A 12828-nucleotide genomic window follows, 5' to 3' on the forward strand; every position below is an offset into this window, starting at 1 on the left:
TCTTAGTGTCTTGTTCTTAATTTTTTAAACTTACACAAATGATCTTTATATCAGAATTTTGTTCATTTGATATACAGATCATTTGTGCGATAGTTATTAAAAATAAGTGCAAAATGTGTTTACATAAATGCTTTTAACAGCTGTTGTACCAATGGAATTATTCCACCTAGGAATGATAAGATTGCCATAGCGATTGCCATATCCATTTCCTCCCTTTTCAGAATATTTAGTTATTACACTTTTATTGTATTTTAAAATAATGAAATTAGCAATCCCTTTTAATATGCAATATTGCATATTAAAAATGAGCAAGGAATGTTCTATTTCTTTTATTTGAAAACTAGTAACACCCTTTTTAAAGAGTGAATTGTTTTGCTAAGTCTAAATATATTGCATTTAAGATGATCAGAATTTTAGTATTTTAATATAAAGGTTTAATTAATGTTTTAGGATAGGACTGGAAATTAAGAGTCATTATTGCGGATATTATAATAAGGTATTTTTCCGATTAGTAAACTGCTTTAATAATGTACGAAAAAACAAAGATTTTGCAGGAGAAAAGAAATTTTTAGCGAAATAAGTTAAAGTTTGAAATAAAAAGATATTTTTTATATGATAAGGATAGTGAAAAGTAGGTGAGTGTATGTCAGTAATATTTTATTCATATCCAAAATGTGGAACATGCCAAAAGGCAAAAAAATGGTTAGATGCAAATGATGTAGTATATGAAATGGTTCATATTGTCGAAAATCCACCTTCTAAGGAAGAACTTCGTAGTATATATGAACGTAGTGAATTACCATTAAAAAAATTCTTTAACACAAGTGGGATGCGTTACCGTGAGCTTGGGTTGAAGGACAAGCTAAAAGATGCAAGCGAAGAGGAAATGTTAGACATGCTCGCTTCTGATGGCATGTTAATCAAACGACCAATTGTAACAGGCGGTAATGATGTAACGGTTGGCTTTAATGAAGAGCAATTTGAAAGCGTGTGGAAAAAGTACCAATAAGGTGCTTTTACATAATTAATACATTCATTGGAGGTACAGACATGAGCATTCCAAAACAATTACGTTACTCTGAAGAGCACGAATGGGTACAAGTTGAAGGCAACCAAGTTATTATTGGTATTACAGATTTCGCACAACACGAATTAGGAGATATTGTATTCGTGGAACTTCCTGAAGTTGGTGCAACAATTGAAGCTGACGAGCCATTTGGAAGCGTAGAATCTGTTAAAACAGTTTCTGAATTATACGCACCTGTAGCAGGAAAAGTTGTAGCAGTAAACGAAGAATTAAATGACAAGCCAGAGCTTGTTAACGAATCTCCATACGAAGGTGCATGGATGATTAAAGTTGAGCTTGAAGATGCAGGTCAAGTGGATAACTTATTAACTGCAGAGCAATACGAAGAAATGATTAATCAAGACTAATTTGTAAAGGACAGCTATGAGCTGTCCTTTTTTAGTTGATTTGTATTATACGAAATGCCAATTGAAAAACCAACAAAAAAACCTGTCTTTTTAGGTGGGCGAGAGCATCTGGCTATGTGCAGAAGCGATCAGGCCCTTTTCCTGCCACATGCAAGGGTTAAACCAAAGGGAGAAAGTGAGTATAGGTTATCTTTGTTCTACATAGCAGCGACTTAGATATTGGGAAATTAAAATGGATGTATATAGAACATAGAATTTTTTCTACTTAGAGATGATAGGAATGGAGATTGTCTTAGATATGTTTCTGAGCGAGCCGCTTCCGCTTTTAATCATTGTCTAGAGTGGCTAGAATGTTCGGTGGCTGCGCTTCTTCCTCCGAGGCAAAAAGCGCCTCTATGTCAGGAGCTCCAACACCCTCCTGTTCTGACCAAGCCCCTTCCGCTTTTCTTCACAAAAATAAACAGGAAACAACATTGAAATATTGAATATACTAAAGGGAAGGTTGTATCATAGTATATGGTGATCGGGTGATGCCAAGTGGTCTATGTGGACAAAGTAATTATTGTTGAAGGTAAGTCAGATAAGAGAAAGATCGAAGCGATTATTAGAGAACCGGTGGAAATTGTTTGTACAAATGGTACAATTGGTTTGTCGAAAATGGATGAACTCATTGACCAGCTGTACGATAAAGAAGTGTATGTTCTTGTGGACGCAGATGATGCAGGAGAGAAATTACGCAAACAGTTTCGTCGCGAATTTCCACGGGCTGAACATATTTACATTGATCGTTCGTATCGAGAGGTTGCGACTGCACCATCGTCTCATTTAGCGAACGTTTTATGGGGAGCTGACATTGACGTCTATACAGAATTTTTACGGTAAGGAAGGGTACAATGATCGATTGGACAGGACATGAAGCAGTAGTTGCAGTTAGAGATCAAGATAAAACGGTGTTATACGTATATACGCCAATGTGCGGTACGTGTCAGTTAGCTAAAAAAATGTTAACGGTTGTTGAAGCAGCGTTGCCTCATTTAGAAATTGGGATGCTGAATGTAAATTATGCACCGCATTTTGCACGGGAGTATGAAATTGAAAGTGTTCCGTGTTTACTTATATTTGAGAAGAATCAACTTGTAAAGAAAATATATGCATTTCAATCTGTGGAATATTTATATATGGAATTACAATAGGCGGCAAAAATTTTGCCGCCTCGACATATTTCTTGGGAAATAGTAAGAAACAAATGATTTTTCATACAGCTTTTGTCGAGAGAATGACACAGGAGAGCGTGTTATAGAAATGGAATGGTAATATGTAAAACGTGATATGGGGAGTGTGATGAAGATGAAATTGTATTCACTGCTTCAATCATTTGTAACATATGCCAATACGCAATATCACTTAGAACCACTATTACCACAATTCGAAAAGGTTGTTTGTTTTACTTTCCAAGATGAATGTTATTCATTGAATATTTCAAGAGAGAAAATTGAAATTATAAATGGCGTGGTGGGAACAGAAGGGCTTGTTTGTTCTCAAGAAATAGATTTGCGGTTGTTGATTACAGGTCAAGTTCGCTTGCAGTCGCTATTGCGCCGAAATGCGATTACATATAAAGGGACTTATCGAACGATGTTATTATTAGAATCTGTATTTCATATTTGTAAACCGCTACGAGTTGGCGCTTAACTTTCAGAAAGTTTATTTTTCGCTAAAATTTCTGTTGACATCTATTTCATGCGTTGATACAATTCAAAACATAAAATAACGAAAACTTCATAACGATAAAATCAGACGAATTTTATATCTGATTTTCTCTTATCAAGAGAGGTGGAGGGACTGTGCCCTGTGAAACCCGGCAACCGTCAACTTATGTTGAAATGGTGCCAATTCCTGCAAAGCGAATGCTTTGAGAGATGAGAGGAAAGGATAATAGTAATTTATGTATATAAACCTTTCTGCTCATTTTTAAAGCAGAAAGGTTTTTTTGTTGTTTCGATGTAGAAGGACACTCGAACAACAAGATGTTTTTATGGCTATAGCGGAGAGCCGCTTACGCTTTTTAATTAAAAAGGGGTGACATCGATGATCATTTTAGAAAATGTAAAGAAAATATATCGCTCCAAACACGGTGATGTTACTGCTGTGGATGATGCGAATTTACAAATAGAAAAAGGCGAGATTTTCGGGGTTATCGGCTATAGCGGCGCCGGAAAGAGTTCGTTAATTCGCTTGTTTAATCAATTGGAGAAACCAACGTCTGGAAAGATTACGATTGGAGAGCGTGTAATTTCAGCAATTACAGGTAAGGAACTTCGCGAAGCACGTCAAGAAATCGGAATGATTTTTCAGCACTTCAACTTACTTTGGTCACGAACTGTTCGTGAAAATATTGCTTTCCCGCTTGAAATTGCTGGAGTGACAAAAGAGAAACGAAGTCAGCGCGTAGATGAATTAATTCGTCTTGTTGGTTTAGAAGGACGAGGCGATGCGTATCCATCTCAGCTAAGTGGTGGACAAAAGCAGCGCGTCGGTATTGCGAGAGCGTTAGCGAATAATCCGAAAGTATTATTGTGCGATGAAGCAACGTCCGCATTAGATCCAGAAACGACAGATCAAATTTTAGATTTGCTTCTCGATATTAATAAACGTCTTGGGTTAACGATTGTACTCATTACACATGAAATGCATGTCATTCAAAAAATTTGTAATCGCGTTGCTGTTATGGAAAAAGGAAAGATTGTTGAAAGCGGCAGCGTGTTAGATGTATTTCGTAATCCGCAGCAAGACATTACAAAGCGTTTCGTTAAGCAAATAACAGATTCTGAAGATGCAGATGAGGCAATTGAGCATTTAGCAGAGAAATACCCGGAAGGAAAGGTCGTGAAGCTGCAGTTTATTGGTGAAGCAGTAGAAAGACCAGTTTTACAGGATTTAATGAAGCAAGATGGAGTGGAAGTGAGCATTCTGCAAGGGAATATTGCGCAAACGACAAACGGGGCGTATGGAAGCTTAATTGTCCACTTAAATGGCGACGAAGATGTGATTGCAAAAGCAATTGCAACGATTCAACAAGAGCAAGTCGAGCTGGAGGTGATTGCACATGGATAATCTGCTTCAAAATGTCGATTGGGATACAATGCTAGAAGCTACCGGAGAAACGCTATATATGACGGTAATTGCCACACTGGCAACATTTGTATTGGGGCTTATTCTTGGATTATTACTGTTTCTTACAGGGAAAGATAATTTATGGGAGAACAAACCAGTCAATGTTGTAATTGGCGCGTTTGTAAATATTTTTCGTTCTATCCCGTTTATTATTTTAATCATTTTACTGATTCCATTTACGAAGTTTCTTCTTAACACAATTCTCGGAGCAAGTGCTGCACTGCCAGCATTAATTGTTGGAGCAGCGCCGTTTTATGCAAGAATGGTTGAAATTGCTCTTCGTGAAATTGATAAAGGTGTCATTGAAGCATCGAAAGCGATGGGGGCAAAGACAAGTACAATTATTTTAAAAGTACTGATACCAGAATCTTTGCCAGCACTCATTTCGGGTATTACGGTAACGGCGATTGCACTTGTGGGCTACACAGCGATGGCTGGAGTAGTTGGTGCAGGCGGCCTTGGTACACTTGCTTATTTAGAAGGATTCCAGCGCAACAATAGCGATGTAACTCTCATGGCAACAATTCTTGTGCTTGTGATCGTATTTATTATTCAAGTGCTTGGTGACTTCTTTACGAAGCGACTTGATAAAAGATAAAGAAGGGTTTTCGTCTCAGACGAAGACTTCTATAAATTAACTATTTGGAATATTAAGAAAAGGAAAGGGTGTCAGAATATGAAAAAGGTATTATTTTCAGCACTTATTGCTGTATTTGTATTGGCATTAGCCGCTTGTGGTAGCGGCGAGAAAGATAAGAAAACACTTGTAGTGGGTGCTTCTAACGTACCGCATGCGGTTATTTTAGAAAAAGCGAAACCACTATTAGAGAAAAAAGGGATTACATTAAAAATAAAAAAATTCCAAGACTATGTACTACCAAACGAAACGTTAGCTAGTAAAGATCTGGATGCGAACTATTTCCAGCACATTCCGTATTTAGAGAAAGAGATCCAAGAAAAAGGATATAAATTTGTAAATGCAGGAAAAATTCATTTAGAGCCTATGGGAATTTACTCTAAGAAATATAAAAGTTTAAAAGACCTTCCAAACGGCGGAACGGTAATTATGAGTAATAACGTATCAGAGCGCGGACGTATGTTAGCACTTCTGCAAAAAGGCGGCGTTATTAAACTGAAAGACGGCCTAGATGTTGTAAAAGCGACAGAAAAAGATATCGTAGAAAATCCGAAAAACTTGAAATTTAAAACGGATGTTGAACCAGGTCTTTCACCAAAGTTATATGAGAACAATGAAGGTGATGCAATATTCATTAACTCAAACTATGCAATTGATGCAAAATTAAACCCAACAAAAGATGCAATTGCAATTGAAGGATCAGATTCTCCTTACGCAAATATTATCGCTGTTCGTAAAGGTGACGAAAACAGAAAAGAAATTAAAGAACTTGTAGAAGTATTACATTCAAAAGAAATTCAAGATTTTATTAAGAAAGAATATAAAGGAGCCGTGCTTCCTGTAAGTGAATAAGGTGAAAAAAAGGGCTGGAATTTCTTAGCCCTTTTTTCTTTATATAATTAGGAAGAAAGGTGTATCATAATATAATGTGCAGAAAATTCCTGTTCGTATTTGTAGAAAAATTGTTACATTTTTTCAACGTTTGCGATATCATTTTATTTGATATAAAATTAGAATGAGAATAAAATGAGAATGTGAACGTTTTAGGAATTTTTAAAATGTATATAGAGAATTATTGGAGGTATAGAGATGGCTGGTTCTACATTAACGATTAAAGATTTACATGTATCAATTGATGGCAAAGAAATTTTAAAAGGTGTAAACCTTGAAGTAAAAGGTGGAGAAATCCATGCAATCATGGGACCTAACGGAACAGGTAAATCAACTTTATCTTCTGCAATTATGGGTCACCCAAAATATGAAGTAACACAAGGTAGCATCATCATCGACGGTGAAGATGTATTAGAAATGGAAGTAGATGAGCGTGCGCAAGCTGGTCTATTCTTAGCAATGCAATATCCAAGTGAAATTAGCGGAGTAACAAATGCTGACTTCTTACGTTCTGCAATTAACGCACGCCGCGAAGAAGGCGATGAAATTTCTCTTATGAAATTTATCCGTACATTAGATAAAAACATGGAATTCCTAGAAATGGATCCAGCAATGGCACAACGTTATTTAAATGAAGGTTTCTCTGGCGGTGAGAAAAAGCGTAACGAAATTCTTCAATTAATGATGATTCAGCCAAAAATCGCAATCTTAGACGAAATCGACTCTGGTCTTGATATCGATGCATTAAAAGTTGTATCTAAAGGTATTAACGAAATGCGCGGTGAAGATTTCGGTTGCTTAATGATTACTCACTACCAACGTTTATTAAACTACATCACTCCAGATCATGTACACGTTATGATGAATGGTCGTATCGTGAAATCTGGCGGCCCTGAGCTTGCACATCGTTTAGAAGCTGAAGGTTATGACTGGATTAAAAAAGAACTAGGTATTGAAGACGAAACAGAAGAGCAAGAAGCGTAAGAGAGGAGCAATAAACATGACAATTGGTACATTACCTTTCGATCAAGATTCTATCCGTCAATTTGCAAGCGAAGCGAATGAAGCTGCTTGGTTGACTGAGTTCCGCTTACAAGCTCTTGCAAAGGCAACTGAACTTCCAATGCCAACGCCAGATAAAACGAAAATTGATAAATGGGATTTTATCGGCAAAGGTAAAACTGTAAAGCAAGAGCCTGTAGGTTCTTTAGAAGAACTTCCAGAAGCAGTGAAAAATATAATTGATGAAAATAATAACGTACTTGTACAGCGCAGTGGTACAACTGCATTCGTTTCCTTAGCAGAAGAAGCAAAAACAAAAGGCGTTATTTTTACAGATATCGTAACAGCTGCAACTGAGCATGCTGAACTAGTGCAAAAGTATTTAATGAAAGATGGCGTGAAAGTTGACGAGCATCGCTTAACAGCACTTCATGCTGCACTAATCAACGGCGGTGCGTTTATATACGTTCCGAAAAACGTTGTTCTTGAAACACCACTTCAAGCTGTATTTTTAGTAGACGGCGAAGAAGCAAACGTTTATAACCATGTATTATTTGTTGCAGATGCAAATAGTTCAGCAACATATGTAGAAAACTACGTGGCAAATGAAACTGTTACAGGTATTGCAAATATCGTGGCAGAAGTCATTGTAGAACAAGGCGCACAAGTGAAATTTGGTGCGGTTGACTTATTAGCGAAAGACGTGACATCTTACGTAAACCGCCGCGGCGTAGTTGGACGAGACGGACGTCTTGAGTGGGCATTAGGTCTTATGAACCATGGAAACACAATTTCTGAAAACGTAACGAACTTAATGGGCGACGGTTCATTTGCTGATACAAAAACAGTAACAATCGGCCGTGGCAACCAAACGCAAAACTTTACAACAAAAGTTGTTCACTTCGGTAAACACTCTGAAGGTTTCATCTTAAAACACGGTGTTCAAAAAGATAGTGCAACATCTATCTTTAACGGAATTGGTAAAATTGAGCACGGTGCATCTAAATCAAATGCACAGCAATCTTCTCGCGTTCTTATGTTAAATGAAAAAGCACGCGGCGATGCAAACCCAATTCTTTTAATTGATGAAGACGATGTAATGGCAGGTCACGCAGCTTCTGTAGGACGCGTAGATCCTACACAACTATACTACTTAATGAGCCGTGGTATTCCGAAGAAAGAAGCAGAACGTCTAGTCATCCATGGATTCTTAGCACCTGTAGTAAATGAGCTTCCAATCGAAGGAGTAAAAGCACAGCTTGTTGAGGTAATCGAAAGGAAAGTTCGCTAATGGATATTCATGAAATACGCAAACAGTTTCCAATTCTTGATCAAAAGGTGAACGGCAAACAACTTGTTTATTTCGATAGTGCGGCAACTTCTCAAAAACCGATTCAAGTCATTGAAACGTTAGAACATTACTATAAAGAGTACAATTCGAATGTACATCGCGGTGTTCATACGCTCGGTACGAAAGCAACCGATGCGTATGAAGGCGCACGCGAGAAAGTTCGTAAGTTTATTAATGCGAAATCTATGGAAGAAATTATTTTTACGCGCGGTACAACAACGGCGTTAAATACAGTTGCGGCAAGTTATGGTATGGAAAATGTAAAAGAAGGCGATGAAATTGTCATCTCTTACATGGAGCACCATAGTAATATCATTCCTTGGCAACAAGTTGCTAAGAAAACAGGCGCAACGTTAAAATATCTTCCGCTTCAAGAAGACGGAACAATCTCATTAGAAGATGTTCGTCAAACGATTACGCCAAATACGAAAATCGTTTCCATCATGTACGTATCAAACGTACTTGGAACGATTAACCCTGTAAAAGAAATTGCAGAAATCGCACATCAAAATGGTGCAATTATGGTCGTTGATGGTGCACAAAGTACACCGCATATGAAAGTGGATGTACAAGATTTAAACTGTGATTTTTACACTTTATCCGCTCATAAAATGTGCGGACCTACAGGTATCGGCGTATTATATGGTAAGAAGGAATTGCTTAACAATATGGAGCCAATTGAATTTGGTGGTGAAATGATCGATTTTGTAGATTTACAAGAATCTACGTGGAAAGAGCTTCCGTGGAAATTCGAAGCAGGTACACCGATTATTGCGAATGCAATCGGACTTGGAGCTGCGATTGATTTCCTAGAAGAAATCGGTCTTGATCATATTGAAAAGCATGAGCATGAATTAGCGCAGTATGCTTTAGAAAGACTATCAGAAGTAGAAGGTGTTACAATTTATGGTCCAAAAAAACGTGCAGGTCTTGTTACATTTAATATTGATGAAGTACATCCACACGATGTGGCAACAGTATTAGATGTAGAAGGGATTGCGGTTCGTGCAGGGCATCACTGTGCACAGCCGTTAATGAAGTGGTTAAAAGCTTCTTCTACAGCACGTGCAAGTTTCTATTTATATAACACAAAAGAAGAAATTGATACATTTGTCGAAGCGCTGACGAAAACAAAGGAGTATTTCACAAATGTCATTTAATAATTTAGATACGTTATATCGCCAAGTTATTATGGATCATTACAAAAATCCACGTAACCATGGCGTATTAGAAGACAGTGTTACGGTGAACTTGAACAACCCAACTTGCGGCGACCGCATTCAACTTACGATGAAAGTGGAAGACGGGATTGTTCAAGAAGCGAAGTTTGAAGGAGAAGGCTGTTCCATCTCTATGTCTTCCGCTTCTATGATGACGCAAGCGGTAAAAGGAAAGAAAATTGAAGAAGCACTTAAGCTTTCGAAAATTTTCTCTGATATGATGCTAGGAAAAGAGTATGATGACAGCATTGATTTAGGAGATATCGAAGCATTACAAGGTGTATGTAAATTTCCAGCGCGTATTAAGTGTGCAACATTAGCTTGGAAAGCGCTAGAAAAAGGCTTGAACGAAGAGAAGTAATGCAGATCACTTCCTAAAAATAAGGTTATCCAAGGAGGGACATACGAACATGGCGAAACAGCTGCCAGATATCGGCGATTATAAATATGGTTTCAAAGATAAAGACGTTTCAATTTTCCGTGCTGAGCGCGGTTTAACAAAAGAAATCGTAGAAGAGATTTCACGTATGAAAGAAGAACCACAGTGGATGTTAGACTTCCGTTTAAAATCACTGGATCACTTCTATGAAATGCCAATGCCACAATGGGGTGGCGACTTAAATGACTTAGATTTCGATGAAATTACGTACTACGTAAAACCATCTGAGAAATCCGAAAAGTCTTGGGATGAAGTACCTGATGAAATTAAAGCAACGTTTGATAAATTGGGTATTCCAGAAGCAGAGCAAAAATATTTAGCGGGTGTATCTGCACAGTACGAATCTGAAGTTGTATACCACAACATGAAAGAAGACCTAGAAGCTCTAGGAATCGTATTTAAAGATACAGATAGCGCATTAAGAGAGAACGAAGATATTTTCCGTGAGCATTTCGGAAAAGTAATTCCACCAACAGACAACAAATTCTCTGCATTAAACTCTGCAGTTTGGTCTGGTGGATCATTTATCTACGTTCCAAAAGGTGTAAAAGTTGATACACCACTTCAAGCGTATTTCCGTATTAACTCTGAAAATATGGGACAATTCGAACGTACGCTTATTATCGTAGACGAAGGCGCACATGTACACTACGTAGAAGGTTGTACAGCACCTGTTTACACAACAAACTCACTTCACAGTGCGGTAGTAGAAATCATCATTAAGAAAGATGCATATTGCCGTTATACAACAATCCAAAACTGGGCAAACAACGTATATAACCTAGTTACAAAACGTGCAGTTTGTGAAGCAAACGCAACGATGGAATGGATTGACGGTAACATTGGATCAAAATTAACGATGAAATACCCAGCTGTTATCTTAAAAGGCGAAGGCGCTCGCGGTTTAACATTATCAATCGCGATTGCTGGTAAAGGCCAACACCAAGATGCTGGTGCGAAAATGATTCACTTAGCACCAAATACATCTTCAACAATCGTTTCTAAATCGATTGCAAAACATGGTGGTAAAGTAACTTACCGTGGTATCGTACACTTTGGACCAAAAGCGACAAACTCTCGCTCTAACATCGAGTGTGACACATTAATCATGGATAACCAATCTACATCTGATACAATTCCTTACAACGAGATCAAAAACGATCACGTTTCACTTGAGCACGAAGCGAAAGTATCAAAAGTATCAGAAGAACAATTATTCTACCTAATGAGCCGCGGTATTTCTGAGCAAGAAGCAACAGAAATGATCGTAATGGGCTTCATCGAGCCATTCACTCGCGAACTTCCAATGGAATACGCAGTAGAGATGAACCGCTTAATCAAATTTGAGATGGAAGGGTCTATTGGTTAGTAAAGAAAAAACCTTTAGATAACAAGGGTTTGAGAGGTTTTTATACCGTGCCCAATTTGTGCCAACTTGAAATTATCTTTTAGTGTAGGAGGCGAACTTTTGAAGTTCGTCTTCTTCAATTTTTTCAGTAATATCAAGATAAGTATCCGCTGTTGTTTTGATGGTTTTATGCCCTAATCGATTGGATACATATTTCAAACTTGCACCTGATTCAAGAAGCAGGACAGTATGTGTGTGTCTGAAGCCATGAGTGCCTTTATATTCAACTTCACGAATAGTAGAAGGTGTTAAATAATGTCCGTGGCAATTTTGAAAAATGATACTATCTTCATTTTTGTGAAATCTTTCATTTCCTAAAATTAATTCATTTTGCTTCAATTTGAATTTCTTTAATTTACGAACTAAACCAGGATCTATTTTCATAGTCCGATAAGATGAAGGATTTTTTAATGTTGTCAATTTTACCTTGTTATTGTCATCACGACTTGTTTGTTTATCTATGGTTATTTTATCACCATTTATATCTTCCCATCTTAAAGCTAAAGCTTCAGATATCCTTAAACCGGTTTTGCTTAAAAAGTACATAAGCACGTAATAAAGCTGATAATCAGGAAAGCGTTGATGTTTATATGTTTTCATGAAATCTAATAACTGATTTAATTCTTCAAGGCTGAAATATTTCACTTTTTCCTTCTTTATAGCAACAGAATCTTGAACAGGAACTCTTAATTTATCAGCCGGATTTTTTTCAAGCACCTCAAGTTCATGAACGGCATAATGTAAGATGCTTTTCATAACTGAAAGATATTTTAATCTTGAACCGAATGAATATTTTTCTTTTCCGTTTTTATCAAGTTCACCAAATGCAGCAATCCATCTTTTTATTTCAGGTCTATGAATTGTCATAATTTTTTTATGCCCAAAAGTAGGCAAAACGTGATTTCTAATAATTACTTCAATTTGTGTAAACGTAGATTCTTTTACATTAGCTTTTTTATGTTCAAGCCATTCTTTCACAACATCTTCAAATAACATATTTCTATCGTTTATTGTTTGCCCATTATCCATCTTAATACATTGATTTCTTTATCTCTTCAAATTCTAATTTGTCTGTCTATTTGCTTGTATAATATCATATGTTTGTGAAGGATTACACTTAAAGTAACGGGTGCGTTAGTTGAATATGAAAACCAAAGACCACTGTAAGTGTGGTCTTTCAGGCTGTGGAGAAGACTTTCTCCACAGCCTGAAAGAAAATAATTATTTTCTTTCTCTCTTGTAAGGAATTTTTCAGTGTTCTCGGGTATTCTT

14 protein-coding genes and 1 riboswitch are annotated in these 12828 nt (G+C 37.1%); of the genes, 13 read left to right on the forward strand and 1 reads right to left on the reverse strand.

Annotated features, from left to right (window positions below):
• Positions 1-643: 643 nt before the first annotated feature.
• The 13 genes from ACIGHG_RS17315 (at position 644) to sufB (ending at position 11517) form a co-directional block, all read left to right on the forward strand.
• On the forward strand, positions 644-1009 hold the full coding sequence (locus ACIGHG_RS17315; RefSeq protein ID WP_090916105.1) for an arsenate reductase family protein: 366 nt from the start codon (positions 644-646) through the stop codon (positions 1007-1009).
• 41 nt (positions 1010-1050) lie between these two features.
• Complete coding sequence (gcvH, locus tag ACIGHG_RS17320) at positions 1051-1434, forward strand: glycine cleavage system protein GcvH (protein ID WP_090916106.1); 384 nt, start codon at positions 1051-1053, stop codon at positions 1432-1434.
• Between the two features lie 537 nt (positions 1435-1971).
• Positions 1972-2316, forward strand: coding sequence for a toprim domain-containing protein (locus tag ACIGHG_RS17325; RefSeq protein ID WP_090916108.1), 345 nt, complete (start codon positions 1972-1974; stop codon positions 2314-2316).
• 11 nt (positions 2317-2327) lie between these two features.
• The gene (locus tag ACIGHG_RS17330) at positions 2328-2627 is read left to right on the forward strand and encodes a thioredoxin family protein (protein ID WP_090916110.1); all 300 of its coding nucleotides are present in this window, start codon (positions 2328-2330) and stop codon (positions 2625-2627) included.
• A 154-nt stretch (positions 2628-2781) separates the two neighbouring features.
• Positions 2782-3126: a hypothetical protein gene (locus ACIGHG_RS17335; RefSeq protein WP_336472112.1), complete on the forward strand. Its 345-nt coding sequence runs from the start codon at positions 2782-2784 to the stop codon at positions 3124-3126.
• 126 nt (positions 3127-3252) lie between these two features.
• Positions 3253-3360: riboswitch (SAM riboswitch) on the forward strand.
• 162 nt (positions 3361-3522) lie between these two features.
• Positions 3523-4548 (forward strand): methionine ABC transporter ATP-binding protein, encoded by a 1026-nt coding sequence (locus tag ACIGHG_RS17340; protein ID WP_336472065.1) that lies wholly within the window; start codon positions 3523-3525, stop codon positions 4546-4548.
• A complete protein-coding gene (locus ACIGHG_RS17345) occupies positions 4541-5206 on the forward strand; it encodes a methionine ABC transporter permease (protein ID WP_336472066.1) in 666 nt (221 codons plus the stop codon). Before ACIGHG_RS17340 ends, ACIGHG_RS17345 begins: the two co-directional genes overlap by 8 nt.
• Positions 5207-5284: 78 nt before the next feature.
• The gene (metQ, locus tag ACIGHG_RS17350; protein ID WP_396549597.1) at positions 5285-6097 is read left to right on the forward strand and encodes a methionine ABC transporter substrate-binding lipoprotein MetQ; all 813 of its coding nucleotides are present in this window, start codon (positions 5285-5287) and stop codon (positions 6095-6097) included.
• A 237-nt stretch (positions 6098-6334) separates the two neighbouring features.
• Entirely contained in the window at positions 6335-7120 is a 786-nt protein-coding gene (gene sufC / locus ACIGHG_RS17355) for a Fe-S cluster assembly ATPase SufC (RefSeq protein WP_090916120.1), read from the forward strand.
• A 16-nt stretch (positions 7121-7136) separates the two neighbouring features.
• Positions 7137-8429 carry a Fe-S cluster assembly protein SufD gene (sufD, locus tag ACIGHG_RS17360; protein ID WP_396549599.1) on the forward strand — a complete coding sequence of 431 codons (1293 nt, stop codon included), beginning with the start codon at positions 7137-7139 and terminating at the stop codon, positions 8427-8429.
• Positions 8429-9649 carry a cysteine desulfurase SufS gene (gene sufS / locus ACIGHG_RS17365; RefSeq protein WP_396549601.1) on the forward strand — a complete coding sequence of 407 codons (1221 nt, stop codon included), beginning with the start codon at positions 8429-8431 and terminating at the stop codon, positions 9647-9649. Before sufD ends, sufS begins: the two co-directional genes overlap by 1 nt.
• Entirely contained in the window at positions 9639-10070 is a 432-nt protein-coding gene (gene sufU, locus ACIGHG_RS17370; protein ID WP_090916126.1) for a Fe-S cluster assembly sulfur transfer protein SufU, read from the forward strand. The genes sufS and sufU overlap by 11 nt, the downstream gene beginning before the upstream one ends.
• Positions 10071-10119: 49 nt before the next feature.
• Positions 10120-11517, forward strand: a complete 1398-nt coding sequence (sufB, locus tag ACIGHG_RS17375; protein ID WP_336472070.1) for a Fe-S cluster assembly protein SufB — start codon at positions 10120-10122, stop codon at positions 11515-11517.
• A 72-nt stretch (positions 11518-11589) separates the two neighbouring features.
• Here sufB and ACIGHG_RS17380 read toward each other — a convergent pair whose 3' ends face one another.
• Positions 11590-12585 carry a tyrosine-type recombinase/integrase gene (locus ACIGHG_RS17380; protein ID WP_396549603.1) on the reverse strand — a complete coding sequence of 332 codons (996 nt, stop codon included), beginning with the start codon at positions 12583-12585 and terminating at the stop codon, positions 11590-11592.
• Between the last annotated feature and the right edge of the window lie 243 nt (positions 12586-12828).

This window comes from Bacillus sp. NPDC077411, assembly GCF_044543425.1.
Classification (GTDB): Bacteria; Bacillota; Bacilli; order Bacillales; family Bacillaceae_G; genus Bacillus_A; species Bacillus_A bruguierae.